Source organism: Cupriavidus sp. GW823-FHT06D04 (assembly GCF_058795055.1).
The window spans coordinates 441,634-466,788 of record NZ_JBXAHL010000001.1; the positions used below are offsets into that span (position 1 = coordinate 441,634).

24 protein-coding genes and 1 other RNA gene are annotated in these 25,155 nt (G+C 67.2%); 12 read left to right on the forward strand and 13 right to left on the reverse strand.

The genetic code is table 11. From position 1 onward, the window contains the following. The first annotated feature begins 462 nt into the window (after positions 1-462). From AC1Q7H_RS02065 to AC1Q7H_RS02090, 6 genes are all read left to right on the forward strand, one after another. The gene (locus AC1Q7H_RS02065; RefSeq protein ID WP_492380918.1) at positions 463-783 is read left to right on the forward strand and encodes a hypothetical protein; all 321 of its coding nucleotides are present in this window, start codon (positions 463-465) and stop codon (positions 781-783) included. Beyond that, a complete protein-coding gene (locus AC1Q7H_RS02070) occupies positions 780-1,112 on the forward strand; it encodes a cell division protein ZapA (protein ID WP_010814921.1) in 333 nt (110 codons plus the stop codon). The genes AC1Q7H_RS02065 and AC1Q7H_RS02070 overlap by 4 nt, the downstream gene beginning before the upstream one ends. Before the next feature lie 266 nt (positions 1,113-1,378). Continuing rightward, a non-coding RNA gene (ssrS, locus tag AC1Q7H_RS02075) (6S RNA) lies at positions 1,379-1,596 on the forward strand. 110 nt (positions 1,597-1,706) lie between these two features. Continuing rightward, positions 1,707-2,189, forward strand: coding sequence for an EVE domain-containing protein (locus AC1Q7H_RS02080; RefSeq protein WP_013957809.1), 483 nt, complete (start codon positions 1,707-1,709; stop codon positions 2,187-2,189). 52 nt (positions 2,190-2,241) lie between these two features. Beyond that, the gene (locus AC1Q7H_RS02085; RefSeq protein WP_114132884.1) at positions 2,242-3,066 is read left to right on the forward strand and encodes a sulfite exporter TauE/SafE family protein; all 825 of its coding nucleotides are present in this window, start codon (positions 2,242-2,244) and stop codon (positions 3,064-3,066) included. Positions 3,067-3,180: 114 nt separating this feature from the next. Next, positions 3,181-3,879: an SIMPL domain-containing protein gene (locus AC1Q7H_RS02090; RefSeq protein WP_492380919.1), complete on the forward strand. Its 699-nt coding sequence runs from the start codon at positions 3,181-3,183 to the stop codon at positions 3,877-3,879. 48 nt (positions 3,880-3,927) lie between these two features. Here the strand turns inward: AC1Q7H_RS02090 and AC1Q7H_RS02095 are convergent, their stop codons facing one another. From AC1Q7H_RS02095 to AC1Q7H_RS02115, 5 genes are all read right to left on the reverse strand, one after another. Beyond that, positions 3,928-5,481: a malonate--CoA ligase gene (locus AC1Q7H_RS02095; protein WP_492380920.1), complete on the reverse strand. Its 1,554-nt coding sequence runs from the start codon at positions 5,479-5,481 to the stop codon at positions 3,928-3,930. A 73-nt stretch (positions 5,482-5,554) separates the two neighbouring features. Further along, a complete protein-coding gene (locus tag AC1Q7H_RS02100; RefSeq protein ID WP_492380921.1) occupies positions 5,555-6,337 on the reverse strand; it encodes an enoyl-CoA hydratase/isomerase family protein in 783 nt (260 codons plus the stop codon). A gap of 44 nt (positions 6,338-6,381) precedes the next feature. Beyond that, positions 6,382-7,395, reverse strand: a complete 1,014-nt coding sequence (locus AC1Q7H_RS02105; RefSeq protein WP_492380922.1) for a Bug family tripartite tricarboxylate transporter substrate binding protein — start codon at positions 7,393-7,395, stop codon at positions 6,382-6,384. Between the two features lie 147 nt (positions 7,396-7,542). Further along, the gene (locus AC1Q7H_RS02110; RefSeq protein WP_492380923.1) at positions 7,543-9,018 is read right to left on the reverse strand and encodes a malonyl-CoA decarboxylase domain-containing protein; all 1,476 of its coding nucleotides are present in this window, start codon (positions 9,016-9,018) and stop codon (positions 7,543-7,545) included. 66 nt (positions 9,019-9,084) lie between these two features. Then, positions 9,085-9,804: a GntR family transcriptional regulator gene (locus tag AC1Q7H_RS02115; RefSeq protein WP_492380924.1), complete on the reverse strand. Its 720-nt coding sequence runs from the start codon at positions 9,802-9,804 to the stop codon at positions 9,085-9,087. Positions 9,805-10,619: 815 nt separating this feature from the next. Here AC1Q7H_RS02115 and AC1Q7H_RS02120 point away from each other — a divergent pair. Beyond that, on the forward strand, positions 10,620-11,714 hold the full coding sequence (locus AC1Q7H_RS02120; RefSeq protein ID WP_013957817.1) for a YjgN family protein: 1,095 nt from the start codon (positions 10,620-10,622) through the stop codon (positions 11,712-11,714). A gap of 29 nt (positions 11,715-11,743) precedes the next feature. Then, the gene (locus AC1Q7H_RS02125) at positions 11,744-12,763 is read left to right on the forward strand and encodes a M48 family metallopeptidase (RefSeq protein WP_492380925.1); all 1,020 of its coding nucleotides are present in this window, start codon (positions 11,744-11,746) and stop codon (positions 12,761-12,763) included. Positions 12,764-12,789: 26 nt separating this feature from the next. On the opposite strand, the gene lgt is transcribed toward AC1Q7H_RS02125, so the two are convergent. Both lgt and AC1Q7H_RS02135 read right to left on the reverse strand, forming a co-directional pair. Continuing rightward, on the reverse strand, positions 12,790-13,608 hold the full coding sequence (lgt, locus tag AC1Q7H_RS02130) for a prolipoprotein diacylglyceryl transferase (protein ID WP_013957819.1): 819 nt from the start codon (positions 13,606-13,608) through the stop codon (positions 12,790-12,792). Positions 13,609-13,680: 72 nt separating this feature from the next. Beyond that, positions 13,681-14,625, reverse strand: a complete 945-nt coding sequence (locus AC1Q7H_RS02135) for a LysR family transcriptional regulator (protein ID WP_492380926.1) — start codon at positions 14,623-14,625, stop codon at positions 13,681-13,683. A 164-nt stretch (positions 14,626-14,789) separates the two neighbouring features. On the opposite strand from AC1Q7H_RS02135, the gene ilvD reads away from it, so the two are divergent. Next, positions 14,790-16,463: a dihydroxy-acid dehydratase gene (gene ilvD / locus AC1Q7H_RS02140; protein WP_492380927.1), complete on the forward strand. Its 1,674-nt coding sequence runs from the start codon at positions 14,790-14,792 to the stop codon at positions 16,461-16,463. A gap of 104 nt (positions 16,464-16,567) precedes the next feature. Here ilvD and AC1Q7H_RS02145 read toward each other — a convergent pair whose 3' ends face one another. From AC1Q7H_RS02145 to AC1Q7H_RS02155, 3 genes are read right to left on the reverse strand one after another with little or no spacing between them, the layout of a single operon-like run. Further along, a complete protein-coding gene (locus AC1Q7H_RS02145) occupies positions 16,568-17,053 on the reverse strand; it encodes a hypothetical protein (RefSeq protein WP_013957822.1) in 486 nt (161 codons plus the stop codon). Next, positions 17,050-17,484, reverse strand: a complete 435-nt coding sequence (locus AC1Q7H_RS02150; RefSeq protein WP_153953772.1) for a DNA polymerase III subunit chi — start codon at positions 17,482-17,484, stop codon at positions 17,050-17,052. Before AC1Q7H_RS02150 ends, AC1Q7H_RS02145 begins: the two co-directional genes overlap by 4 nt. A 37-nt stretch (positions 17,485-17,521) precedes the next feature. Next, on the reverse strand, positions 17,522-19,060 hold the full coding sequence (locus AC1Q7H_RS02155; protein WP_492380928.1) for a leucyl aminopeptidase: 1,539 nt from the start codon (positions 19,058-19,060) through the stop codon (positions 17,522-17,524). 187 nt (positions 19,061-19,247) lie between these two features. Between AC1Q7H_RS02155 and lptF the strand changes: the two genes are divergently transcribed. The 3 genes from lptF to AC1Q7H_RS02170 are packed head-to-tail and all read left to right on the forward strand — an operon-like array spanning position 19,248 to position 21,944. Next, positions 19,248-20,375, forward strand: coding sequence for an LPS export ABC transporter permease LptF (gene lptF / locus AC1Q7H_RS02160; protein WP_013957824.1), 1,128 nt, complete (start codon positions 19,248-19,250; stop codon positions 20,373-20,375). Beyond that, complete coding sequence (gene lptG / locus AC1Q7H_RS02165) at positions 20,372-21,538, forward strand: LPS export ABC transporter permease LptG (protein ID WP_211980194.1); 1,167 nt, start codon at positions 20,372-20,374, stop codon at positions 21,536-21,538. The genes lptF and lptG overlap by 4 nt, the downstream gene beginning before the upstream one ends. A 13-nt stretch (positions 21,539-21,551) precedes the next feature. Further along, complete coding sequence (locus AC1Q7H_RS02170) at positions 21,552-21,944, forward strand: sirohydrochlorin chelatase (RefSeq protein WP_013957826.1); 393 nt, start codon at positions 21,552-21,554, stop codon at positions 21,942-21,944. 81 nt (positions 21,945-22,025) lie between these two features. Here the strand turns inward: AC1Q7H_RS02170 and cobA are convergent, their stop codons facing one another. The 3 genes from cobA to cysD are packed head-to-tail and all read right to left on the reverse strand — an operon-like array spanning position 22,026 to position 25,150. After that, a complete protein-coding gene (cobA, locus tag AC1Q7H_RS02175; protein ID WP_013957827.1) occupies positions 22,026-22,826 on the reverse strand; it encodes a uroporphyrinogen-III C-methyltransferase in 801 nt (266 codons plus the stop codon). 27 nt (positions 22,827-22,853) lie between these two features. Further along, positions 22,854-24,158: a sulfate adenylyltransferase subunit 1 gene (locus AC1Q7H_RS02180; RefSeq protein WP_013957828.1), complete on the reverse strand. Its 1,305-nt coding sequence runs from the start codon at positions 24,156-24,158 to the stop codon at positions 22,854-22,856. A 26-nt stretch (positions 24,159-24,184) separates the two neighbouring features. Then, positions 24,185-25,150 carry a sulfate adenylyltransferase subunit CysD gene (cysD, locus tag AC1Q7H_RS02185; protein ID WP_013957829.1) on the reverse strand — a complete coding sequence of 322 codons (966 nt, stop codon included), beginning with the start codon at positions 25,148-25,150 and terminating at the stop codon, positions 24,185-24,187. Positions 25,151-25,155 lie beyond the last annotated feature (5 nt).

A 25,155-nucleotide genomic window follows, 5' to 3' on the forward strand; every position in this document is an offset into this window, starting at 1 on the left:
CGGCGCCTTCCCGAACCTGCGGTTCAGTGGCGTGTGGCCGGTCCTGCGGTGCATGTGGCCGGGAATGGGATCCGGCCTTGCCAGCGGCGTTGCCGGCAGGCTGGCTGTCGGCGATGTCGGAGTCTGGCAGATGCACACCGCGGTCGCTTACCGTTGCGGGGGCAGCACAGGTTGGCCTGTCCGGCGCGCGGCCGGCCCGGCTCCCTGTTTCCCGTTGAACTGCCCTTTCGCCAGGGACGAAAAGGGCGAGCACCTGGAACGTGCGCGAGTCTAGGGCGTTTCGCCCCCCGCGTCAACGCGGCTGCCAGTAGTGCTTTGTCACAACTCTGGTGGCGTTTTAGGTGCAGAAGCCTGCAACTTCCACGCGGGTCGCCGGTCACAAACCTTTTCCTCCGCATTGTGCAAGCCGGCGCATCGGCTAGAATCGCGATACCTGACACTACTCCCATCATGACAGGCCCTATGCTCACCGAACTCGAACAACTGGCCGCCAAGATCGGGCGCGTGCTGCACCATGCGGACACCCTGGCGGCGGAGAACCAGCGGCTGCGCGACGAGATCGCCCGGCTGGAGGGCGAAGCCGCGCAGTTGCGCGGCGAGCGCGAGGCCATGGCCGCCGACCGCGAACTGCTCAATATCAAGATCGAGGAAGCGCAGTTGCGCATCCAGTCCATCCTTGACAAGCTGCCGACTGCCAGCGACACGCGCCAGCTCGACCTGCTCGGCGAAGCGGCTGCGGCGCAGGACGCCGAGCCGCACAAGGCCCCCGGAGAACACGCATGAGCAACAAGCAAGTCGAAGTCAATATCGCCGGCCAGCCCTACCGCTTCGCCATCGCGCCCGAGAACGAGGCCGCGCTGCTCGAAGCCGTGGCCCTGGTCGACACGCAAATGAACAAGCTGCGCAACGGCATCGCGGCCAAGGGCGTAGAGCGCGTGGCAGTCATGGCCGCCATCAGCATCGCCTCGGACCTGCTATCGATGCAGCGCAAGCAGCAGGCCGAGGGCGCGATCCCGGTCGATGCCATCCGCGCGCGCATCCGCGAACTCAACGACCGCGCCGACGAGGCCCTGCGGCAATATGCGCACGTGGGCACCGGTACGCGCGGCTGAGCGATGACGCAGGGATGTGCTGCGGATGCCGCGCTGTCGCGCAAAATGTAACGATACGCGCGAGTGGACTTGGTATGCCCTGCGACGCGGTGTATAGTGTAGCCAGACTGCACGAGGCACCATAGATGTGCAGCGACAGGCTAGGTTATCGCGCCCGGCCGCCGTTCTTATCCCATCCTAGTCAGAAACGGCAAACGTCTGACATCCCGCACGCGGATCCGGTTTTCCGGGCACGATGATGCGCCTGGAAAGTCAGACGTTTGACAGTTTCCCTGCCTGGTTCGTGAGGGTCATAAACTCCTTGAACCGATATGCATTGCATGGTGCGGGATCATGTCGCGTGGGCGAGCGCGTCATCGCATTCATAGTCTGGGCCTGGCCTGGACTCCCTGAGTGGATGATGTACCCGAAATGCGACTTCCGCAGCCACTCTGAACCTCACTTGGGTTCAGGATGCCGACCCAGCGGCCAAGGCGGGGACCCCTTAAAAAGGCGGTGGTTTTCTGAACCATCGCCTTTTTTCTTGCCTGCGCGTCCGCGTGCACACGCTGTGCACGCGGCGACCTGATCTGCCTTCCATTCCTGAGCTGCGCCGTGAGCCCGAACCAGAACCAACGCGCCCGCCAGTACTGGCTGATGAAATCAGAACCGGATGAAGCCAGCATCGACGACCTGGCCCGCGAAGGCACGCTGCCCTGGACCGGCGTGCGCAACTACCAGGCGCGCAACTTCATGCGCGACACCATGCAGATCGGCGACGGCGTGCTGTTCTACCACTCGTCGTGCCCGGAGCCCGGCATTGCCGGCCTGGCCGAGGTCTGCTCAGTACCCTACCCCGACCCCACCCAGTTCGACCGCAAGAGTCCGTACTACGATGCCGCCTCCAAGGCCGACGCGCCGCGCTGGCTGCTGGTCGACGTGCGCTTCGAGCGCAAGAGCGCGCTGATCCCGCTGGCCGCCTTGCGCGAGCATGAGGAACTGGCCGACATGGTGGTGCTACGTCGCGGCAACCGGCTGTCGATCACGCCGGTGACGCCGGCAGAATGGCGCTTCATCACCGGCAAGCTGATGCGCTGAACGCTGCCCGGCCGGCCCGGGCAAGGCTGATCACAACAACCCTGAAGACACGATGCAGTTCGACAACCTGCCGGTGCTGGTTCCTGCCCTGCTTGCCCTGGGCGCTTTCACCGGCTTCTGCGCCGGGCTGCTCGGCGTCGGCGGCGGCATGATGATGGTGCCCTTCCTGACGCTGCTGTTCACCAGCCTGGGCTTTGCCGACGAGGCCATCGTCCATATGGCGATCGCCACCTCGATGGGCACCATCCTGTTCACCTCATTGTCGTCCGTGCGCGCCCACCACCAGCGCGGCGCGGTGCGCTGGCCGATCGTGCTGGCGCTGGCGCCGGGCATCGTGCTCGGCGGCATGATCGGCGGCGGCAAGGTGTTCGCGGCGCTCAAGACCAGCTGGCTGTCGCTGGCCTTTGCCGGCTTCGTCGGGTTTTCCGCGCTGCAGATGCTGCGCAACCGTCGCCCCAAGCCCGGCCGGCAGTTGCCCGGCTTTGCCGGCATGGCGGGCGCGGGCGGCGTGATCGGCTTCCTGTCCAGCCTGGTTGGTGCGGGCGGCGCCTTTGTCTCGGTGCCGTTCATGACCTGGTGCAACGTGCCGATCCACAATGCGGTGGCCACCTCGGCCGCGCTCGGCTTCCCGATCGCCGCGGCCAGCGTGGCCGGCTATGTCTGGAGCGGCTGGCAGATGCCGGGGCTGCCGGCGGGATCGCTCGGCTATCTCTACCTGCCGGCCCTGCTGGTGATCGCCGCGGCCAGCGTGATGACCGCGCCGCTGGGCGCGCGCACCGCGCACCGCATGGATGTGGGCCAGTTGCGCAAGGTCTTTGCCGTGCTGCTGCTGTGCCTGGCAAGCTATATGTTGTGGAAGGCCTGGCGGGCATTCTGACCCGGACGGGGGAGGCGCGCCCGCGCCGGCTTCGCAACAATCGTTTGCAATGTCGCGGAACGATCGGGCACCCGGGCACGTCTGATACCCATCACGTTCGAACAAGAGAACAACATGAAACAATGGCTTGCCGCCACCCTGCTGGGCACCACCGCCATCGTCGCCTCGGCGCACGGTGGCCCCACTGAAACGCCGTCGGGCGTACTGTCGCTGAGCGCGCAGGCAGTCACCGAAGTGCCGACCGATATCGTGCACCTGACGCTTGCCGCGGAGCAGGAAGGCGCTGAACCGGCCGCGATTTCCTCGGGCCTGTCGACCCGGACGCAGGCCGTCATCACGCAGGCGCGCCGCGTCCAGGGCGTGACCGCCGAGTCGGGCGGCTTCACCATCCACCCCAACACCGACCGCAACGGCCGCATCAGCACCTGGCGCGGGCGTTCCGAAGTCATCCTGAAGTCGCGCGATTTCTCGGCCGTGTCCAAGCTCGCCGGCGAGCTGGCCAGCCAGATGCAGGTGCAGAACATCGCCTTCTCGCTGTCGCGCGAAGCGCGCGAGGCGGCCGAAGCCAAGCTGGCCGAGCAGGCCATCGCCTCGTTCCGCGGCAAGGCGCAGTCGACCACCAAGCTGTTCGGCTACAACAGCTACACCATCCGCGAAGTCAACCTGAATGAAACCGGCGTGGTGCCGCCGATGCCGCGCATGTACGGTGCTGCCAAGGCCATGATGGCCGACGCTGCGGTGCCGGTGCCGGTTGAGGGCGGCAAGACGCAGGTCACGGTGTCGGTCAACGGGTCGGTGCAGATGCTGAAGTAAGATAGCCGCGCCCTGCGCCATCGTGCAGGGCGCTGGCCATCACGGCGCTCAGAGCGTCGCGAACTGCTCGCGCAGCACGTTTTTCTGCACCTTGCCCATGGTATTGCGCGGCAGCTCGTCCACCACGTGCACGCGCTTGGGCACCTTGAAGTTGGCGATGTGTCCCTTGAGCGTGCCGATCAGCGCCGCCTCGTCGATTTCCGCACCCGGCTTGCGCACCACCACCGCCACCACCGCCTCGCCGAAATCCGCGTGCGGCACGCCGATCACGGCGCTCTCGGCCACGCCCGGCATCTCGTCGATAAAGCTCTCGATTTCCTTCGGGTAGACGTTGTAGCCGCCCGAGATGATCAGGTCCTTGCTGCGTCCGACGATGGTCAGGTAGTTGTCGGGCACCGCGCGCTCGCCGGCCTGGCTGACAATGGCGCCGCCGAAGCGGCCGACGTCGCCGGTCTTGAACCAGCCGTCCTCCGTGAACTCTTCCCTGGTCTTCTCCGGCATGCGCCAGTAGCCCTTGAACACGTTCGGGCCCTGGACCTCGACATTGCCGATCTCGCCCGGCGCGCACGGCTGGCCTTCGCCATCGACCACGCGCACCGACACGCCCGGCAGCGGCATGCCGACGGTGCCGCCGATGCGCTCGCCCAGCGCGGCATCGTACGGGTTGGACACCAGCATCACGGTCTCGCTCATGCCGTAGCGTTCCAGGATGGTATGGCCGGTGCGCTCGCGGAAGGCATCGAAGGTCTCCAGCAGCAGCGGCGCCGAGCCCGACACGAACAGCCGCATGCGGCGGCAGGTGTCGTCGTCGAAGCGCGGCTCCTGCAGCATGCGCACGTAGTAGGTCGGCACGCCCATCATCACCGTGCAGCGCGGCAGGAATTTCAGCACCTGCGCCATGTCCAGCCTGGGTGCCCAGATCATCTTGGCACCGGCCAGCAGCGCGCCGTGCGAGGCCACGAACAGGCCGTGCACGTGGAAGATCGGCAGCATGTGCAGCAGCACGTCGTCGCTGCGCCAGCCCCAGAATTCATGCAGCGTCTGCGCATTGGAGGCCAGGTTGCGGTGCGTCAGCATCGCGCCCTTGCTGCGGCCGGTGGTGCCGGAGGTGTAGAGAATGGCGGCAAGGTCGTCATCCTGGCGTGCGACCGTCTCGAAGGCATCCGACTTGCCCGCGGCACGCGACAGCAGCGAGCCGCTGCGGTCGTCGTCCAGCGTGAAGACGTGGTTGACGCCGTGGCGGAACGCCACCTTGGACACCCAGCCGAAATTCTTGCTGCTGCACACCACCACCGACGGCTCGGCATTGCCGACAAAGTAGTCGATCTCTGCCTCCTGGTAGGCGGTGTTCAGCGGCAGGTAGACGTAGCCGGCGCGCAGCGTGGCCAGGTACAGGAACAGCGCTTCGGGGGACTTCTCCACCTGCACGGCCACGCGAGCGCCTTCGGGCAGGTGCAGCGAGGCCAGCAGGCTGGCCAGCTTGGCAGTGGCGCGGTCAAGGTCGTCCCAGCTGTAGTACAGCCCGTCATGCGTCTCGATGCAGCAGGCGGTGCGGTCGGCGGGGAAGCGGGATTCGAACAGGGCGAACAGGTTGGCGTTCATGTCGGGGATCGAACGAAAGGCTAAGGAAAACGAAGAAAACAATCGCGCGTGGAAGCAGTCATGGCGGCGTGCCCTACTCCCCACGGAACTGCGGTGGCCGGCGCGCGAGGAAGGCGGCCACCCCTTCCGCGTGGTCCGCGCCTGCGGCGTAGGCAAAATGCGCGTCCAGCTCGGCGGGCGACAGCGGTGCCGGCAGCGGCGCCAGCCGGCGGATGGTGGCCTTGTTGATGCGGGCGGCGACGGGCGCGCCCGCGGCAATGCGGCGCACCGTGGCATCGACCTCCGCGGCCAGCGCGCCGGGCTCGACCACGCGGCTCAGCAGCCCTTTGTCGCGCGCCTCGGCGGCGTCGAAGACCCGGCCTTCCAGCAGGATCTCCAGCGCGGCGGCGCGGCCCGCCAGCGCCAGCAGGCCCTGCAGTTCGCCGGGCGCCATCGGGAAGCCCAGGCGGTTGATCGGCACGCCGAAGCGGCTGTCCGAGGCGGCGATGCGCAGGTCGCAGTGGCTGGCGATTTCCAGCCCGCCGCCCACGCAGACGCCTTCAATCATCGCCACGGTGGGGTGCGTGCATTGCGCCACCGCCGCCAGTGCCGGCGCGATGGTAGCCATGTGATAGTGGCGCACCGCGGCCTCGTCGGCGCGCTCTGCCGGGAACTCGGCGATGTCGGCGCCGGCGGCAAAGTTGCCGTCGGCACCGCGCACCACCACGCAGCGCAGCGAAGTATCGGCGGACAGGCGCGCAAAGCCCGCGGCCAGCTCGCGCCACATCTGCGCGGAAATGGCGTTGAGCTTGCCCGCGTGCGACAGCGTCACGGTGGCGGTGGTGCCCTGCGTGGCGAACAATACGGTGCCGCTCATCGCCGCGCCCCCTTGCATCGGATCAGCGTTGACATGGCGCCCCGTCAGTCGATCTTGGCGCCGGACTGCTGCACCACCTGCGCCCAGCGGCGAATCTCGGCGTGCAGGAACTGCGCGAACTGCTCCTGCGTAAACGCCGGCGTCTCGGAGCCGTTGTTAAGCCAGACCTGCTTGAGCTCAGGCGTGTTCAGCGCCTTCTCGGTCTCTGCGTACAGGCGGTCGACGATCTCCCTGGGCGTGCCCTTGGGCACCCACAACGCATACCAGGTCGACACGTCATAGTTGGGCACGCCCGCCTCGGCCGCGGTCGGCACGTTGGGGAACGCCGCCGAGCGCTTGCTCGAAGCCACCGCCAGCGCCTTGATGCGGCCCGCGCGGATATGCTGCGCCGACGAGCCCAGGCCGTCGAACATCAGGTCGACCTGGCCCGCGATCAGGTCTGACAGCGCCGGGCCCGCGCCCTTGTAGGGGATGTGGGTGATGAAGGTCTTGGTCTGGAGCTTGAACAGCTCGCCCGCCAGGTGGTGCGACGAGCCGTTGCCGGCCGAACCGTAGTTCAGCTTGCCGGGATTGGCCTTGGCGTAGGCAATCAGCTCCTGCAGCGTGTTGGCCTTGACACGGTTGGGATTGACCACCACCACTTGCGGCGGCTGCGCGATCACCGTGACCGGGATGAAGTCCTTCTCGATGTCGTAGTCCAGCTTCTTGTAGAACGACGGCGCAATCGCGTGGTGCGCGCCGCCGATAAACACCGTGTAGCCGTCCGGCGCGGCCTTGGCCGCAATGCTGGCGCCGACCGTGCCGCCGGCGCCGCCGCGGTTGTCGATCACGAACTGCTTGCCGAGTTGCTTGGACAACTGCGCGGTCAGCGGCCGTGCAAAGGCGTCGGTGCCACCGCCGGCGGGAAACGGCACGATCACGGTGACGGGCTTGGACGGCCAGGTGTCGGCATGCGCGGCGGGTGCGGCGAGCATTGCGCCGGCGCCGAGGCCGGCCAGGCCCAGGGCTATGCCCGTTGCGCGCGCGCACGCGGCCAGGCTGAACTGACGACGATTCATGGGTTGTCTCCTCTCTCTTCTGCGGAAAGTCAATCTGATGGCCGCGCGACACCGCCGCGGCGCGAAGTTACTGCATGGGTCCCGACAAAGAAATGCGGCGCGTCGGGCGCCGCGGGTACCAGGGCCTGTGCCGTGACCGGACCAGGGTCACAGCAGCTTCCCGACGCTACGGCTGATGCGCGGGTTGCCCGCGCCCAGGCGTGCCAGATTGTCGTCCAGCGCCTCGGGCACGTAAAGATAGTTGACCATCATGCCGCAGCTCTGGCTGCGGCCTTTGCGCGACAGGTCGGCGCCCCAGTTCAGCCGCTCCACGCAGGCCCCGTTGCCCAGGTGGAAGCGCGCCACCGGGTCGGCCGGCATCGACTGGTTGCGTTCGCGCACCAGGAAATGCGCGGCCAGGGTCATGGCGGTATCGCGGATCACGGTATCGGCGGCGTCCGGCACCAGCACCTCCAGCCACCCGGCGCCGTCCGCGGGCGCCTTGTCGTGGCGCTCGCTCCAGCGCGCCAGGCGCTTGTCGCCCAGCACGCGCGCAATGGCATCGCCATCCTGCTTGCGCAGCCAGTCGGCAAACCCGGGGATCGGCGAGAGCGTTGCGAACTGATTCACTTTTGGAAATTCACGCTGGACTTCCTCGATCACGCGCTTGAGCAGGAAGTTGCCGAAGCTCACGCCGCGCAGGCCCGCCTGCGTATTGCTGATCGAATAGAAGATGGCCCACTTGACGCGGCGCAGGTCTTCCAGCGGCGCGGCCTCATCCAGCAATGTATGGACATTGGCCGCCATCTCCGGCGCGAATGCCACCTCGACAAAGATCAGGGGCTCGCGCGGGATGCGCGGGTGGAAGAACGCATAGCAGCGGCGGTCGGAATCGAGGCGGTTGCGCAGGTCGGTCCATGAGGCGATCTCATGCACGGCCTCGTAGCGGATCAGCTTCTCCAACAGCGATGCCGGCGAATCCCAGGTGATCGGCTGCAGCTCCAGCAGGCCCACGTCGAACCAGTTGGAGAACAGCGCCTCGAGGTCTTCGTCAAGCGGGCGCAGGCCCGGCATGCGGCGCTGCCAGCGCAGCATGTCGGCGCGCAGCTGGATCAGGAAGTGCAGGCCGCAGGCGCTGTTGCCGCGCTGGCCATGCAGCGCGGCCAGCCGCTTGAAGAAACGGATGCGCGCATTGGACAGGGCCTGGGCCAGGCCCGAAGGCCCGGCCTGCGCGCGGGCGGCGCGCGCGCCCTTGTCGCCGTCGGCCCCGGCGTCTTCACTGCCCTTGCCGCCGCTGCTGCTGGCGACTTCGGCCAGCACCGCCAGCATGCCGCGCCGGGTGGCCTCGCCGGCGGCTTCATACTCGGCCTGCCACGCGTGCGCGGCGGCATTGGCGGCGCCATCGGTCAGGCGCGCGTCGAAGCAAAGCCGCAGCTGCTCGCGCTGGCGGCGCACCGCGCGCGGCGGCAGCGGCGCCTCGCCGTCGGCCGGCGTGGCGGCGGCGGCCTTGGCGCTGGCCTTGGCGTCACCCTCGCCCTTGCGTCCCCACCAGCGGCCCAGCCGCGACAGGAACTTGGAACCTGCCGGCTCGCTTTCGCCCAGCGGCGCACTGATCTTCTGGTCACCCGTGTCGAAGGAATTCATGCGGTACCTGCCTTGATGCATCGATCGGAACGTAGGAAAAACATCGGACTGGGGTGGCGGCCGCGGCTACTCTTCGCCGCCGGCCACGCGCAGCACCGGCGGCGCGCGCACGGCCTGGGTCTCTGCCGCCCCGGCGGTGGCACCGGCATCCAGCATCTTGAGCGCCGCGCGCTGGCGCAGCAGGTGGGTCTTCATCATCGCCTCGGCGCCTTCGGGGTCGCGGGCCTTGAGCGCGGCGAACACGGACAGGTGCTCGGCGCAGGATTCCTGGATCCGGCCCGGCAGCTTCAGGCTTTTGTGGCGCGACAGCCGCAGCACCTTGCGCAGGTCGCTGATCAGGCCCGACAGCCAGCGGTTGCCGGCCAGCCGCTGGATCGATTCGTGGATCTGGAAGTTGGTTTCGTAATAGGCATCGATGTCGCCCGCCTGCGCGTAGCGCGCCAGGTCGGCATGCAGGCCGTCCAGCGCGTCCAGGTCGGCGCGGGTCGCGTTGCGCGCGGCCTCATAGGCGCAGCGCCCTTCCAGCAGTGCCATCAGCGGGAAGATCTCGTCCAGGTCGTGCTCGGACAGTTCATTGACGAAGCAGCCGCGGCGCGGCTCCAACCGCACCAGGCCTTCGGCGGCCAGCACCTTGAGCGCCTCGCGCAGCGGCGTGCGCGAGATGCCCAGCGTTTCGGCCATCGCGCTCTCGTCGATCCATGCGCCGGGCACCAGCGTATGCGCGTCGATCATGGCGCGCAGCCGGTCTGCCACTTCCAGGTACAACGCCTGCTGGACGATGCGCATGCTTCCCCCAAGTTCGGATGGCGTGACCGATGCGTCCCGGCCACGATCTGGCATCGGTCAGGGTAGATGCGCCCCGTTAGCCATAATTCATAATTATGGATTAGGACGCGAACGATACAAGGGATTTCGATGCTGCGCTGCAAACAAGCCGGAGCGATTGGTGTCTGATGTTGACCGGCGAGGTGCGGTCTGTGAGGTGCGGCGTGGGTACGGTATGAGGTGCGGCGGGCGTTTCCATGCCTCCCTGCAAGGAAACGCCCGCGCCTGAAAATACTGCAGCACTGCTTTTCATCGTCGGCGGGTACTTTCAAAAGTATCCACCGCGTGGGTCCATGGATTGCCGGCGCTGGCCCTGCGCCCCCCTTTTGAAACGCGCTTGACGCGCGGATTTTCCCGTCGCCCTGGCTGTACGTGAAGTGCCGGCAAGTGCGGCCTGTCAGCCGTCACTCCCTCCCTGGCACTTCCGTTGGCGGCTGTGGCGTGCCGCTCATCTTTGTAACAATCAAGATAGCGATTTACGTGCCAGCTGGACTAAGTCCCTGATTTCATTGGCAACACGCATTCGGAAGTTGTTACAGAATACGTCTAGTGTAACAGAATGTTTCTAGAGTGTTACGAGGGTTTTCCCACATTTTTTTTTACGCCTGCCCGCCTGGCGGCAATGGCATATGCAGATTGTGCCGTGGTCGCTATTTATCAGTGCGAGAATGTGAGCGCATCGCCGCAAGTGCCCGATCTAAAGTGGTTGCATTCCTGAAACTGCGGTCAAGGCCGCAATCCTGACTGTCGCTTTCCACACACACTGGAGCCCCGCCATGCAAGCTGGCAGCGATTTCACCCTGGCCGGCACTCCGGCAAACGAAGCGCCGGTGCCTGCCGAGCCGCGCTACGCCGTGCCGCGCCCACTGGGCCTGTCCTTTACCGGATCGGGTTCGGAATACTTCCGTATCTGGATCGTCAATGCGCTGCTGACCATCGTCACCTTCGGCATCTATTCGGCCTGGGCCAAGGTGCGCACGCTGCAGTATTTCTATCGCAACACGCGGCTCGACGGCGCGAGTTTTGACTACCACGGCAAGCCGTCCGCGATCCTGAAGGGCCGCGCCATCGTGTTCGCGCTGGTGTTCGCCTTCCAGCTCGCCTCGACGGTCTCGCCCTTCCTTGCACTGGCGATGCTGGTGGCGCTGCTGGCGGTGTTCCCCCTGTTGCTGGTGCGCTCGTTGCGTTTCCGCATGGCGAATTCCAGCTACCGCGGCCTGCGCTTCGCCTTCACCGGCGGCGATGCCGAGGCCTACAAGGTGTTCGTGCTGTGGCCGCTGGCCGCGGTGGCCACGCTGGGCCTGCTGGGGCCGCTGGCGCACCAGCGCTTCAAGCGCTACCAGCACAACCACACCCGCTTCGGCACCGCACCGTTTGCCTTCCACGCCGGCGCGGGCGATTTCTACGGCGTTTACCTGCGTGCCTTCGGCATGATGGTCGCGCTGGTGGCGGCCGCGGCGCTGGCCGGATTCGCGCTGGGCGCGACCGCGTCGGGCAAGGCGGGCGTGGTGCTGTCGTTCAGCATCGGCGTGGGCGGCTTCTACCTGGCGCTGCTGGCCGTCAGCCCTTACGTGATGGCGCGCTTGCAGAATGTCGTGTGGAGCCACACCACGCTGGCGCCGCATGCGTTCCGCAGCGAGGTGGGGGCCGGCCGCATGGTCTTTATCTTCGTCACCAACCTGATCGCCATCGCGCTGACGCTGGGCCTGTACCTGCCGTTCGCGCGGGTGCGTTCGGCGCGCTACCGGCTCGAATGCGTAACCATGCTGGCGGCGGGCCCGCTCGACACCTTCGTGGCCGGCGAGGCGCAGCAAGTGGGTGCACTGGGCGATGCGGCGGTAGACTGGTACGACATCGACATCGCGCTCTGAGCGCGCCGTGCGCTGACCCGGCCCGCACCATGATCCCTGTCACCTTCTTCGACGGCCGCTCGTCGCGCGCGCATCCGGCCACGCTGGCCGTTGAGGCGCAGCAGGCCGTGCTGCGCGACGACTCCGGCGCCGAACTGCGGCGCGCGCCGCTGTCGGACGTGCGCGTGTCCGAGCGCGTGCGCCGCGCGCCGCGGCTGGTCACCTTTGCCGACGGCGCCTTCTGCGAGATCACCGACCACGCCGCCTTCGACCACATGCTGGCCGCGACCGGCCATCGCGACAGCCTGGTGGCGCGCGCGCAGAACAGCTGGCGCCTGGCCGGCCTGGCCGTGGCGGCACTGGTGGCGGTGCTGGTGCTGGGCTATTACGTGCTGCTGCCGTGGGGCGCCGGCATGCTGGCGCGCGCGGTGCCGCCCGAGGTGGAGGCCCATCTCGGCAAGCTGACGCTGGCGAGCCTGGACAACGGCATGGTCAAGCCGACGCAGCTGCCGCCCGCGGAGCAGCAACGCATCCGCTCGGGCTTCGCGGCGCTGAAGCGGCCGCGCGATGCCGGCCACGATTACCAGATCCTGTTCCGCCAGGGCGGCGAGATCGGCGCCAATGCGCTGGCGCTGCCGGGCGGCACCATCGTGGTCACCGACGAGCTGGTCAGCCTGGCCGGCACCGGCGCCGGCATGATGGGCGTGCTGGCCCACGAAGCCGGCCATATCGCCAACCGGCACGGCTTGCAGCAGGTGATCCAGGGGTCGGCGCTGGCGTCGCTGTCGGCCTACCTGTTCGGGGATATCTCGACGGTGCTGGCCGGGGTGCCGGCCGCGATCCTGACGCTGCGCTATTCACGCGACCACGAGCGCGAGGCCGATGCCTTTGCGATCGAGGTCATGCAGCGCAACGGCCTGCCGCCCGCGGCGCTGGCCGATGTGCTGGTCAGGCTGGACCACCGGCGCGGTGCGGCGTCGGACGCCGAACCGGAACGCGGCCAGGACTTCATGTCGACCCACCCGCAAACGCAGGCGCGCATCGACGCCTTGCGCCGCGCCGGCAAATAGCGCGGACCGGAACTTAGAACCCGTTCTCAGGCCGCCGGCTGCGATGCGCCGGCGCCGGGCTGGCGCCGGTAGGCCCAGACCACCATGGCGATGCCGGCCAGGATCATCGGCAGGCTCAGCCACTGGCCCATCGACAGCTTCAGCGCCAGCAGGCCCAGGAAGTTGTCGGGCTCGCGCGCGAATTCCGCAGCAAAGCGGAAGGCACCATAGCCGATCAGGAATACCCCCGACACCGCGCCCATCGGCCGCGGCTTGCGCGCGAACAGCCACAGGATGATGAACAGCGCCACGCCCTCGCCGGCAAACTGGTACAGCTGCGACGGATGGCGCGGGATGTTGTCGCCCGCCTGCGGGAAGATCATGCCCCACGGCAGGTCGGTGGCGCGGCCCCACAGCTCGCCGTTGATGAAGTTGCCGATGCGCCCGGCGGCCAGCCCGCAGGGGATCATCGGCGCGATGAAGTCGGTCACCTCCATCCAGTGGCGCCGGCGCAGCTTGCCGAACAGCCACATCGCCACGATCACGCCCAGGAAGCCACCATGGAAGGCCATGCCGCCTTCCCACACCTTGAGGATCTCGAGCGGATGGGCCAGGTAGTACGACGGCTTGTAGAACAGCACATAGCCCAGCCTCCCGCCCAGGATCACGCCCAGCACGCCGAAGAACAGCATGTCGTCCAGGTCGCGCGTGGTCCAGCCCTTGGCCGCGATATGCGGCTGGCGGATGCGCAGGCGCCCGAAGCCCAGGAACATGATGAACCCGGCCAGGTACATCAGCCCGTACCAGCGGATGGCAAGCGGGCCCAGGTGGATGGCAACCGGGTCGAACTGGGGATGAATCAGCATGTTGGCGTGAATGGAGGTTGTAAAGGCCGCGGCCTGCGTATTGTCAGTGGCCTCGGTGACATTGGTGACGTGTCAGCGAGGGGCGGGCCCGGCTGCGCCCGCTTCTTGCGCGAGCGCGGTCGCAATATCGATGAACGAGCGCAGCACCGGCGCCACGCCGGCGGACGCGCCGTCGCGCCAGACCAGCCCGGTCTCGATCTGCGGGCCGGTCTCGCGCAGCGCCAGGTACGACACCCCGGTGCGGCGAAGGTTGCACAGCGACGCCGGCACCAGCGCCACGCCCATGCCCGCCGACACCAGGCTGACGATAGTCTGCATCTGGATGGCTTCCTGCGCGATCACGGGCACCAGGCCCTCGCGCGCATAGTAGCCCGTAATGATGTCATAAAACGCCGGCGCGCTTCGGCGCGGGAAGATGATCAGCGGTTCATGGGCGGCCTCGCGCAGCGAGACCGTATTGTCGCCCGCCAGCACCCCGCCCGACGGCCGCCAGCCGTCGGGCACGGCCAGCACCAGCGGCTCGCTCACCAGCGGCATGTAGGCCAGCCCGTGCGGCATGGCCGGCAGCTGCGGCCGGATCACCAGGCCGGCATCGATCGCCCCCTCCATCAACGCTTCGAGCTGCACGTCGCTGGTGGCTTCGCGCAGCTGCAGCTGCACCTCCGGGTGGCGGGCGCGAAAGCGCCGCAACAGGTCGGGCAGGATGCCGTAGTCGGCGGTGCTGACAAAGGCCAGCGACAGCGAGCCCAGCTCGCCGCGCGCCAGCCGCTGCGCCAGCCCGGGCAGCGCCGCGGCATCGGCCAGCACGCGCCGCACCTCGGGCAGCCACTGCTGGCCGGCCGGCGTCAGCGCCACCGAGCGCCGCGTGCGCACGAACAGCTGCACGCCGATTTCCTCTTCCAGCGCCTGGATCTGCTGCGACAAGGGCGGCTGCGTCATCGACAGGCGCCCTGCCGCGCGGCCGAAATGCAACTCTTCCGCCACTGCGACGAAGTAACGCAGCTGACGCAGGTCCAAACGCCCTCCTGATATGTTTTTCGACTCAATAAAGGTCAAATAATATATTTGACACTCCAAAACGCAAGCGTCATTCTTTGGCCCACAACATCGCCGCCATGCGTTCGTGCAGCCTTCGGGCGCGGTGCGGAGCGGCACTGAAGACCCCCCGGAGATTCCCCACCATGGCATTCAACAAACGCTCGCAGAACATCACGCAAGGCGTGGCGCGTTCGCCCAACCGTTCGATGTACTACGCACTCGGCTACCAGAAGGAAGACTTCGACAAGCCGATGGTGGGCATCGCCAACGGCCACTCGACCATCACCCCCTGCAACGCCGGCCTGCAGCGCCTGGCCGATGCCGCCATCGACGCCATCAAGGGGTCCGGCGCCAACCCGCAGGTGTTCGGCACCCCGACCATCTCGGACGGCATGTCGATGGGCACCGAGGGCATGAAGTACTCGCTGATCTCGCGCGAAGTCATCGCCGACTGCATCGAGACCGCCGCGCAGGGCCAGTGGATGGACGGCGTGGTCGTGATCGGCGGCTGCGACAAGAACATGCCGGGCGGGATGATCGCACTGGCGCGCACCAACGTGCCGGGCATCTACGTCTACGGCGGCACCATCAAGCCGGGCAACTGGAAAGGCAAGGACCTGACCATCGTGTCGTCGTTCGAGGCCGTGGGCGAATTCACCGCCGGGCGCATGAGCCAGGAAGACTTCGAAGGCGTGGAGAAGAACGCCTGCCCGTCGACCGGGTCGTGCGGCGGCATGTACACCGCCAACACCATGAGCTCGTCGTTCGAGGCGCTGGGCATGTCGCTCTTGTATTCGTCGACCATGGCCAACCCGGACCAGGAAAAGGTCGACAGCGCCGCCGAGTCGGCCCGCGTGCTGGTGGAAGCCGTCAAGCAGGACATCAAGCCGCGCGACATCATCACGCGCAAGTCGATCGAGAACGCCGTGGCGCTGATCATGGCCACCGGCGGCTCGACCAACGCCGTGCTGCACTACCTGGCCATCGCCCACGCCGCCGAAGTGGAATGGACCATCGACGACTTCGAGCGCATCCGCCGCAAGGTGCCGGTGATCTGCAACCTGAAGCCGTCGGGCCAGTACGTGGCGACCGACCTGCACAAGGCAGGCGGCATTCCGCAGGTCATGAAGATCCTGCTCAAGGCCGGCATGCTGCACGGCGACTGCCTGACCATCACCGGCCGCACGCTGGCTGAAGAGCTGGAAAACGTACCCGACACCCCGCGCGCCGACCAGGACGTGATCCTGCCGATCGAGAAGGCGCTGTATAAGGAGGGCCACCTGGCCATCCTGAAGGGCAACCTGGCCGAAGAAGGCGCGGTCGCCAAAATCACCGGCCTGAAGAACCCGGTCATCACCGGCCCGGCGCGCGTGTTCGAGGACGAGCAAAGCGCGATGGAAGCCATCCTGGCCGACAAGATCAACGCCGGCGACATCCTGGTGCTGCGCTATCTCGGCCCCAAGGGCGGCCCCGGCATGCCGGAAATGCTGGCTCCGACCTCGGCCATCATCGGCAAGGGCCTGGGCGAGTCGGTCGGCTTTATCACCGACGGGCGCTTCTCGGGCGGTACCTGGGGCATGGTGGTTGGCCACGTGGCGCCGGAAGCGTACGTGGGTGGCACCATCGCGCTGGTGCAGGAAGGGGATTCGATCACCATCGACGCGCACAAGCTGCTGCTGCGGCTGAACGTGGCGGATGAAGAGCTGGCCAGGCGCCGTGCCAACTGGAAGCAGCCCGCACCGCGCTATACCCGCGGCGTGCTGGCGAAGTTCTCGAAGCTGGCGTCGACGGCGAGCAAGGGTGCGGTGACGGATTGATTTTCAGCCGCGCTGATGCAAAAAAGCCTGCGAGCAATCGCAGGCTTTTTTGTTTGCCGACGTCTGTCGAGCCCCGCCGATTTGCTCCAGCCCTTCAGCCGCCGTTAATCCGCCCCCGGCGTCTTCTCGATCTCCTCCAACGTCGCATCCAGCCATTCCACCAGCCGCGCCTCCAGCGACTGCGTCAGCTCGCTGGCCAGTTGCGCTGTCAGCGGCGCCAGCCGCGACTGTAGCGTGGCTTCGGTATGGGCCGCCACGACCTGCGGCCATTCGGTGCGAAAGCGCATCATCACGCGCGTCAGCAACTCGGTGCGCACGGCGCGCAGGTCGTCCTCGCCCGGGGCGCCGCTATCTGCCGGCATCGCCGAAGCCGGCACGGCGCCCTCGTCCGCCACGGCGTCGCCGGTATCGCCGACATGCATGACCAGGCCCGAATCGGCCATGCCGAAGGTATCGATCACGCCCTCCTGCGCAGCGGCAGCCGGCGCTGCTGTCCCTGCATCCGGCAGTTCGAACACCTCGGTCAGCAGCGGGATGCTGTCGTTCGGATCGAGCCGCGGGATCACCCGCGAGGTGGTGCGTTCGCTCATGCGGCGTCTCCCTTGGGCTGGCCGATGTCGTGGTGCGTCAGCGGATAGCCGCGTTCGCGGTAGAAACGGTAGCGCTGGCGGCCGGCCTCGCGCGCGGCCTCGCCCGCGCCCACCACCTCGATCAGGCGTTCAAAGCTGGCAAACTGCGCCGGGGCCTGGTCGGCCAGGTTGATCAGCAGCTGGTGGTGCGGCACGCCTTCGGTGGTGGCGGCCAGCAGGATCGGCGTGACCGCCGCATTGGGGCTTTCCAGCCCGCAATGCGGCAGGAAGTCCAGCGCGGAGAAGGTCCACAGGCGCGCATCCAGGTCCGCCAGCTGCGCCGGCGCCCCGTGGATCACCACCTTCTGCCCGGCGCCGTAGGCCTTGCGGACCAGCCGGCAGACATAGCCGAGCACGTCCGGCACGTTGCTGTGGAAATCGATGCGCGTCATGAACCCTTGCTGCCTCTGTTGCCTGCCGCCGCTGCCATCAGGCCGCGCGGTCCATCAGGAACTGCGCCAGCAGCGGCACCGGGCGGCCGGTGGCCCCCTTGGCCGCGCCGCTCTTCCAGGCGGTGCCGGCGATGTCCAGGTGGGCCCAGTCGTACTTCTCGGCAAAGCGCGACAGGAAGCACGCCGCCGTCACGCTGCCGGCCGGGCGGCCGCCGATATTGCCCATGTCGGCAAAGTTGGACTTGAGCTGGTCCTGGTACTCGTCGTCCAGCGGCATGCGCCAGGCGGTGTCCATGGCGCGGCGGCCGGCTTGCAGCAGGGCATCGGCAAGCGCGTCGGAGCGCGCGTACAGGCCGCTGTTGACATGGCCGAGCGCGATGATGCAGGCACCCGTCAGCGTGGCCACGTCGATCACCGCGGCCGGCTTGAAGCGCTCTACGTAGGTCAGCGCGTCGCACAGGATCAGGCGGCCTTCGGCGTCGGTGTTCAGGATCTCGATGGTCTGGCCGGACATGCTGGTGACCACGTCCCCCGGCTTGGTGGCGATGCCGCTGGGCATGTTCTCGCAGGTCGGCACCACGGCGATGACGTTGAGCTTCAGGCCCATCTCGGCCACGGCCTGGATCGTGCCCAGCACCGAGGCGGCGCCGCACATGTCGTACTTCATCTCGTCCATGCCCTCGCCCGGCTTGAGCGAGATGCCGCCGGTATCGAAGGTGATGCCCTTGCCCACCAGCACCACCGGGGCCTGCTTGGCACCGGCGCCGTCGTAGCGCAGCACGATGAACTGCGACGGCTCTTCGCTGCCCTTGGTCACGGCCAGGAAGGCCCCCATGTTCAGGGCCTCGATCTGCTTGCGGCCCAGCACCTCGGCCTTGAGCTTGTGGCGCTTGGCAATGCCGCGGGCGGTATTGGCCAGGTAGGTCGGCGTGCAGATATTGGACGGCAGGTTGCCCAGGTCGCGCGTCAGCTCCATGCCGTTGGCGATGGCGGTGCCGCGCACCACGGCCTGGGTGGCGGCGCGGGCATCGCCGCTGTCGACCGCGATCACGACCTTGCGCAGCGACGACTTGTCGTTGCCGTTGGGCTTGCCGTTGGCATTGGCGCGCTTCAGGCCCGGATGGCGCTCCAGCAGGCGATAGCCGGCTTCGCGCACCAGCGTGATGGTGGTAATCACGCCCCAGGCGACATCGCGCTGCTGCGGCGCCTGTTGCGCCAGGCACCACAGGGCCGAGGCGGCACGCGTGGACGACAAGGCACGCACAGCGGTGCGGACCGCATCGGCAAAGGCCTTGTCGCTGAAATCGGCTTCCTTGCCCAGGCCCACCAGCAGCACGCGCGCGGCGCCCACGCCGGCCACCTCATGCAGCATCAGCTGGGTGCCGCGCTTGCCCTCGAAGTCGCCCTGCTTGACCAGCCGCCCCACCAAACCCTTGGTGGCCACATCCAGTGCCTTGGCCACTCCGGCCAGGTTCTGGCCTTCGAACAGGCCGACCACCAGGCAGTCGGTCTTGGTCGCCAGGAAACCATTTTGGCCGGCTTTGCTCCAATCCAAGGCTTTTGTGCTAAATTCCATCGCGCTTCCTTCCAGGGGCTCGTTAGACACGAAAGCCTCCATTATCCGCGATTTTTATCCCGCGACCTGCCGCCGCTGATACGCCCCGGCCACGCTGACAGCTTGTAGTGCTACCAGCCAGCTGTTCTGCCAGGCACCTCGCACGGCACATCGCCCGCTCCGGCCGGCAGCCCGGAACCGAACCCGCATGATCCTTCAACAAGCCCTGCGACGCGAGCTTGCCTACACCGCCGGGGCGGTGTTCCTGGTGATGCTGACCTTCATGCTCACATCGCTCGTGATCCGCATCCTGGGGATGGCCGCCAACGGCAAGGCCAGCCCCAACGACGTGCTGATGCTGATCGGCCTGGCCACCATCGGCTACCTGTCGATCCTGCTGTCGGCCACGCTCTTCATCTCCACCCTGATCGTGCTGACGCGCTGGTACAAGGACTCGGAGATGGTGGTGTGGTTCTCGGCCGGCATCTCGCTGCGCGACCTGGTCAAGCCGGTGCTGCAGTTCGCCGCACCCTTCGTCGTGCTGGCGCTGCTGCTGGGCATGTTTGCCTGGCCCTGGGCCAACCAGCAGAGCGCGCTGTTCCGCGACCGCTTCGAGCAGCGCGGCGTGATGTCGATGATTGCCGCGGGGCGCTTTATCGAGCCGGCCAAGGCCAACTACGTGCTGTTCATCGAGGGCATGGATGCCGACATGAAGTATGCGCGCAATGTCTTTGTCGCCAACTCCGAGGCCGACAAGATCGGCGTGGCGCTGGCGCACCAGGGCAAGTTCGAGACCATGCCCAACGGCGACCGCCTGGTGGTGATGGAAAACGGCCGCCGCTACTCGGGCACGCCCGGCCAGATCGACTACCGCATCGTTGAATTTGGACGCTATGCGGTCAAGGTGGACAACAAGCCGCCCGAGTCCGAGGCCGACCAGCCGCCCAAGAGCCGCGACACCATCGACCTGATCCGCAACCCCACGCGTGAAAACCTGGGCGAGCTGGTATGGCGCATCTCGCTGCCGATCCTGGCCTTCAACTTCGTCATGATCGCGATCCCGCTGGCCTACGTGAACCCGCGCCTGGGCCGCTACACGCCGCTGGTGTTCGCGGTGCTGATCTACCTGACCTACAGCAACCTGATCAACCTGTCGCAGTCCTGGGTGCGCTCGGGTGCGATCCCGTTCTGGCTGGCGTGGTGGCCGATCCACCTGGTGGTGTTCGTGGGGGCGCTACTGCTGTTCCGCTACCGCCAGAACCGCAGCCTGGGCGGCTGGCGCGCCGTGTTCGGCCTGCGCAGGCGCGATGCCGCGGCCACCGGAGGCCGGGCATGAGGATCCTGCGTGTTTATGAACGCTACTTCGGCCGGCTGGTCTATGGTGTGTTCGCCTTTATCCTGTTCGCGGTGCTGTCGCTGTTCGTGTTCTTCGACATGCTCAACGAGCTGGAGAGCGTCACCAACCAGTACACCTCGCTGATCGCGCTGTTCCACGTCCTGCTGCAGGCGCCCACGCGGGTGTATGAGGTGCTGCCGATCGCCGTACTGATCAGCGCGATCTACGTGTTCTCGCAGCTGGCCAGCCAGTCCGAGTACACCATCTTCCGCGTAGCCGGCCTGAACACGCGCCAGGCGCTGTTCTCGCTGTTCAAGCTGGCGGTGCCGCTGGCCATCGTGACCTTTATCTTCGGCGAGTTCATCGGCCCCCGCGCCGAGCAGTACGCGCAGAAGATTAAGCTCGAGGCAATCGGCGCAACCGTGTCGGCGGGCTTCCGTTCGGGCGTCTGGGTCAAGGACCGCGACAAGGATGCCGCCACCGGCGGCGGCGAGATCACCCGCTTCGTCAACGTGGCGGGGTTGCGGCCGGACCAGACCATCACCGGCATCACCATGTACGAGTTCGACCCGCAATACCGCCTGCGCGTGATCCGCGTGGCGGAGGAGGGGCGCTACCAGGGTGGCCAGTTGTGGGAACTGCAGGGCGTCAACGAGACCCGCTTCATCGAGCTGGCGCCCGCGGCACAGGGGGCGAAGCCGGCACGCGATGCGCTGGCCCCGGACTTCCGCGCCGAGCAGATCAAGTTCCCGCGCGTGACCATGCATTCCGAGCTGACGCCGCAGATCCTGTCGGTGCTGCTGGTGACGCCGGAGCGGATGTCGACGCTGGACCTGTTCCGCTATATCCGCCACCTGCGCGACAACAAGCAGGATACGCAGCGCTATGAGATCGCCTTCTGGAAGAAGGTGATCTACCCGCTGACGCTGTTTGTGATGGTGGCGCTGGCCCTGCCCTTCGCCTACCTGCACGCGCGTGCCGGCGCTGTCGGCGTGAAGGTGTTCGGGGGCATCATGCTGGGGCTGTCGTTCCACTTGTCGAACACGCTGTTCTCGCACGTGGGGCTGCTGCATACGTGGCCGCCGATTATCTCAGCGCTGGTGCCAGGCACGCTCTACCTGATGGTGGCGCTGCTGGCGCTGCGGTGGGTGGATCGGCACTGAGGAGCAGGCTGCCATGACCGCACCCACCCGGGCCTTGGTCCTGTTTGCGCATGGCGCGCGCGATGCACGCTGGCGCGAGCCGTTCGACCGCCTGCAGCAGAAGGTGGCCGCTGCCCTGCCCGGGTGCGAGGTGCGGCTGGCGTTCCTGGAACTGATGACGCCCGCGCTGCCCGACGCGCTCGCCGACCTGGCAGCGCGCGGCGTGTCCGACGCCACCGTGGTGCCGGTGTTCCTGGGCCAGGGCGGCCACCTGCGGCGCGACCTGCCGGCCTTGCTCGACCAATGCCGGCAAACGCATCCCGGGCTGCGTATCCATTGCGCGACGGCAGCAGGCGAGGCCGATGCGGTGCTGGATGCGATGGCGGCGTACTGCGTTGCCTCAATGCCGGCAAGCGGCCAGCCCTGAGCAGAAACGTGGTCCCCGATGACAAAAGCCCTGTACCGGCATGCCGGTACAGGGCTTTTTTTCTAGTGGCGCGGAGCGCGGTCAGGCAGCGCGCGGCGCCTGCACGACGGTATCGTCCACGCCTTCGCGCGGCGTTTCGGTAGCCCGCGCAGCCAGCGCCGCCCCGATCATCAGCAGGCTCGGCTGCACCGGATCGATCCAGGCCGCGGCCTCGCCCGCTGCCATCCGGCCCAACGTGAACTCACGACTACGCTGCCGCGGCGTGCTGGCGGCTTCCACCACCCACGCCGGCGTGGACGCCGGCTTGCCATGCGCGATCAGCTGCGCGGCAATCGACGCCGCCTGGTCGCGGCCCATGTAGTAGACCAGCGTATCGGCCTTGACCGCGGCTTCGATATCGGCCGAGCCGTCACCATCCGCAGCCTTCGCCTGCGTGGCAAAGGCCACGCTGCGCGACACACCCCGCTTGGTCAGCGGCTTGCCGATCGCCGAAGCGGCCGCCAGCGCCGCCGTGATGCCCGGCACCACTTCATACTCGATGCCGGCGGCTTCCAGCGCCTGCAGTTCCTCGTCGGCGCGGCCGAACAGCATCGGGTCGCCGCCCTTCAGGCGCACCACGCGCTCGTACTTGCTGGCCAGGTCGACGATCTGGCGGTTGATGAACAGCTGCGCGGTGGAACGCTGACCGCAGCGCTTGCCCACCTCTACCAGCTCGGCCTGCGGACACCAGGCCAGCATCTCCGGCGACACCAGTGCATCATGCAGCACCACCTGGGCTTCGCCCAAAAGCCGTGCACCACGCACCGTAATGAGGTCTGCCGCACCGGGGCCTGCCCCGATGAGGAACACCTTGCCGTAAGTCTTCTGCGCCTGCTTGTTCATCTCCGGTCCCTTTCCTGTCGTTACCGATCAGGAGAACGCACGGATCATGCCCGCGGCCACCGTGTGGTTGGTCGCTTCGTCGATCAGCACGAAGGCGCCCGTTGCCGGGTTGTCGCCATAGGCATCGCACACGATCGGCTTCTGCAGCGAGATCTGCACCGAACCGATGTCGTTCAGGCGGATATCGTGGCGGCCGGTCTCGTGCGACAGCGTATGCACGTCCAGCACGCGGTCCACCGCCGACACGCGCGCGAACACGCTGGCCGTGGTGTGCTTGAGCACGTACTTGCGCGCCGGGTTCAGCGATTCGTCGTCGAACCAGCACAGGTCGGCTTGCAGCTTCTTGGCCGGCGCGGTGGCGGCATCGGCGGCGACGAACATGTCACCGCGTGATACATCGACGTCCTCGGACAGGCGCACGGTGACCGTGTCGCCGACATTGGCGGATTCGGCGGCGCCGTTGGGCGTCAGCACTTCGGCCACCACGGCCTCGCGGTTGGCGGGCAGCACGCGCAGCTTCTGGCCCACGCGCACGGTGCCGGCTTCGATGCGGCCGGCATAGCCGCGGAAGTCGTCCGACTGCGAACCGTCCTGGCGGATCACCAGCTGCACCGGGAAGCGCAGCGCGGCGTCATCCTCGGGCGCGGCCTCTTCCACCGGCAGTTCTTCCAGCAGCGGCAGCAGCGGCTCGCCCTGGTACCAGGCCATGGCATCGCTCTCGTGCACGATGTTGTCGCCGCGCAGCGCCGACACCGGCACGTAGCGCACGTCCTTCAGGCCCAGTTGCTCGGCCAGTTCGGTGTAGGCGGTGCGGATCTCGTTGAAGCGCTGTTCGCTGTAGTCGACCAGGTCCATCTTGTTGATGGCGACGATCACGTGCCGGATCTCAAGCAGCTTCAGGATCGCCGAGTGGCGCTTGGTCTGCGCCAGCAGCTCGGCGCGGCCGTTGGTGACGGTGACGCGGGTGGCATCGACCAGCACGATGGCCGCGTCCGCGGTCGAGGCGCCGGTGACCATGTTGCGGGTGTACTGCTCGTGGCCCGGGGTATCCGCGATGATGAACTTGCGGCGCGCGGTCGAGAAGTAGCGGTAAGCCACGTCGATTGTGATGCCCTGCTCGCGCTCGGCTTCCAGGCCGTCGGTCAGCAGCGAGAAGTCGATCTGCTCGCCGGCGGTGCGCTTGTTCTTGGCGTTGGCCAGCGCGGTCAGCTGATCGGACAGCACGGCCTTGCTGTCATACAGCAGGCGGCCGATCAGCGTGCTCTTGCCGTCGTCGACGGAGCCGGCGGTGATGAAGCGCAGCAGGCCTTGATGAGTTGCTTGGTGAGTCATGTTGAATTCCTTTGCTGCGTCCGGGATCAGAAGTAGCCTTCTTTCTTCCGGCGTTCCATCGAGGCTTCGCTGGTCTGGTCGTCCATGCGGGTGGCGCCGCGCTCGGTGATCTCGGTCACCGCAGTCTCGGCGATGATCGCTTCCGGCGAATCGGCAACGCTGGCCACCGGGCAGGTGCAACTGATGTCGCCGACGGTACGGAAGCGCACCGACAGCACTTCGCTGACGTCGCCGTCCTGCTTGGGCGTGATCGGCGTGACCGGCACCAGCAGGCCGTTCTTGCGCACCACTTCGCGCTGGTGCGAATAGTAGATCGGCGGCAGCGCCAGCTTTTCGCGGGCGATGTACTGCCACACGTCCAGCTCGGTCCAGTTCGAGATCGGGAACACGCGCATCTGCTCGCCCTGCGCCATGCGGGCGTTGTACAGGCTCCACAGCTCGGGGCGCTGGGCCTTGGGGTCCCACTGGCCGAACTCGTCGCGGAACGAGAAGATGCGCTCCTTCGCGCGGGCCTTCTCTTCGTCGCGGCGTGCGCCGCCCATCAGCGCGTCGAACTGGTGCTCGCCGATGGTTTCCAGCAGCGTCACGGCCTGGGCCGCGTTGCGCGAATCGGTTTCCTTGCGCAGGCGCACGGTTCCGCGCTTGATCGAGTCCTCGACATGGCCCACCACCAGGCGCGCGCCCAGCTCAGCCACGCGCTGGTCGCGGAAGGCGATCACTTCCGGATAGTTGTGGCCGGTGTCGATATGCACCAGCGGGAACGGCAGCTCGATCTTGCGGTCGCCCAGGCGGAAGGCCTTCAGCGCCAGGTGCAGCATCACGATCGAGTCCTTGCCGCCCGAGAACAGCAGCGCCGGGTTGCGGCACTCGGCCACCACCTCGCGGATGATGTAGATCGACTCGGCTTCGAGCCGGTCGAGATGGTCGTTCTGTACCTGCAACAGGTGCGCCACGCTGCTGGTGGCTTCTGCGATGTCGTTCATGATGCCCATTTCGT

Excerpts from the sequence above, each read along its gene's own strand:
- AC1Q7H_RS02110 (WP_492380923.1), bottom strand. The coding sequence starts at position 9,018 with ATGAATTCCTTCGACACGGGTGACCAGAAGATCAGTGCGCCGCTGGGC.
- AC1Q7H_RS02155 (WP_492380928.1), bottom strand. The coding sequence starts at position 19,060 with ATGGAATTTAGCACAAAAGCCTTGGATTGGAGCAAAGCCGGCCAAAAT.
- cobA (WP_013957827.1), bottom strand. The coding sequence starts at position 22,826 with ATGAACAAGCAGGCGCAGAAGACTTACGGCAAGGTGTTCCTCATCGGG.
- AC1Q7H_RS02065 (WP_492380918.1), top strand. The coding sequence starts at position 463 with ATGCTCACCGAACTCGAACAACTGGCCGCCAAGATCGGGCGCGTGCTG.
- AC1Q7H_RS02095 (WP_492380920.1), bottom strand. The coding sequence starts at position 5,481 with ATGAACGCCAACCTGTTCGCCCTGTTCGAATCCCGCTTCCCCGCCGAC.
- AC1Q7H_RS02090 (WP_492380919.1), top strand. The coding sequence starts at position 3,181 with ATGAAACAATGGCTTGCCGCCACCCTGCTGGGCACCACCGCCATCGTC.
- AC1Q7H_RS02070 (WP_010814921.1), top strand. The coding sequence starts at position 780 with ATGAGCAACAAGCAAGTCGAAGTCAATATCGCCGGCCAGCCCTACCGC.
- AC1Q7H_RS02105 (WP_492380922.1), bottom strand. The coding sequence starts at position 7,395 with ATGAATCGTCGTCAGTTCAGCCTGGCCGCGTGCGCGCGCGCAACGGGC.
- AC1Q7H_RS02125 (WP_492380925.1), top strand. The coding sequence starts at position 11,744 with ATGATCCCTGTCACCTTCTTCGACGGCCGCTCGTCGCGCGCGCATCCG.
- AC1Q7H_RS02150 (WP_153953772.1), bottom strand. The coding sequence starts at position 17,484 with ATGACGCGCATCGATTTCCACAGCAACGTGCCGGACGTGCTCGGCTAT.
- cysD (WP_013957829.1), bottom strand. The coding sequence starts at position 25,150 with ATGGGCATCATGAACGACATCGCAGAAGCCACCAGCAGCGTGGCGCAC.
- AC1Q7H_RS02170 (WP_013957826.1), top strand. The coding sequence starts at position 21,552 with ATGACCGCACCCACCCGGGCCTTGGTCCTGTTTGCGCATGGCGCGCGC.
- AC1Q7H_RS02120 (WP_013957817.1), top strand. The coding sequence starts at position 10,620 with ATGCAAGCTGGCAGCGATTTCACCCTGGCCGGCACTCCGGCAAACGAA.
- AC1Q7H_RS02115 (WP_492380924.1), bottom strand. The coding sequence starts at position 9,804 with ATGCGCATCGTCCAGCAGGCGTTGTACCTGGAAGTGGCAGACCGGCTG.
- AC1Q7H_RS02180 (WP_013957828.1), bottom strand. The coding sequence starts at position 24,158 with ATGACTCACCAAGCAACTCATCAAGGCCTGCTGCGCTTCATCACCGCC.
- lptG (WP_211980194.1), top strand. The coding sequence starts at position 20,372 with ATGAGGATCCTGCGTGTTTATGAACGCTACTTCGGCCGGCTGGTCTAT.
- lptF (WP_013957824.1), top strand. The coding sequence starts at position 19,248 with ATGATCCTTCAACAAGCCCTGCGACGCGAGCTTGCCTACACCGCCGGG.
- lgt (WP_013957819.1), bottom strand. The coding sequence starts at position 13,608 with ATGCTGATTCATCCCCAGTTCGACCCGGTTGCCATCCACCTGGGCCCG.
- AC1Q7H_RS02085 (WP_114132884.1), top strand. The coding sequence starts at position 2,242 with ATGCAGTTCGACAACCTGCCGGTGCTGGTTCCTGCCCTGCTTGCCCTG.
- AC1Q7H_RS02100 (WP_492380921.1), bottom strand. The coding sequence starts at position 6,337 with ATGAGCGGCACCGTATTGTTCGCCACGCAGGGCACCACCGCCACCGTG.
- ilvD (WP_492380927.1), top strand. The coding sequence starts at position 14,790 with ATGGCATTCAACAAACGCTCGCAGAACATCACGCAAGGCGTGGCGCGT.
- AC1Q7H_RS02145 (WP_013957822.1), bottom strand. The coding sequence starts at position 17,053 with ATGAGCGAACGCACCACCTCGCGGGTGATCCCGCGGCTCGATCCGAAC.